General features: G+C 74.2%; 1 pseudogene. It reads left to right on the forward strand.

Annotated features, from left to right (window positions below):
• A pseudogene (locus tag V3C85_RS11765) lies at positions 1-101 on the forward strand (Lrp/AsnC family transcriptional regulator); the annotation flags it as partial.
• Positions 102-329: the final 228 nt, after the last annotated feature.

The raw sequence follows: 329 nt of genomic DNA on the forward strand, positions 1-329 counted from the left end.
TCCCCGAGGATGAGGATGTGGGGCATTATCTGTCGTCAAAGCTGTTTGACATTCCCGGCATCAGCCGGACGCTGACCACCATGACCTTCAAGGCCTTTTGACGCCGGGCGCGGGGGGGGGGGGGGGGGGCGCGCCCGCGCGCCGCCGCGGCGGGGCCCCGGGGCGGGGCGCCCGCGCGGCCCCGCCCCCCCCCCCCCCCCCCCCCCCCCCCCCCCCCCCCCCCCCCCCCCCCCCCCCCGCCCGGCGTCAAAAGGCCTTGAAGGTCATGGTGGTCAGCGTCCGGCTGATGCCGGGAATGTCAAACAGCTTTGACGACAGATAATGCCCCA

It is taken from the genome of Pseudotabrizicola sp. L79 (genome assembly GCF_036553525.1).
In the GTDB taxonomy this organism is placed as follows: Bacteria; Pseudomonadota; Alphaproteobacteria; order Rhodobacterales; family Rhodobacteraceae; genus Pseudotabrizicola.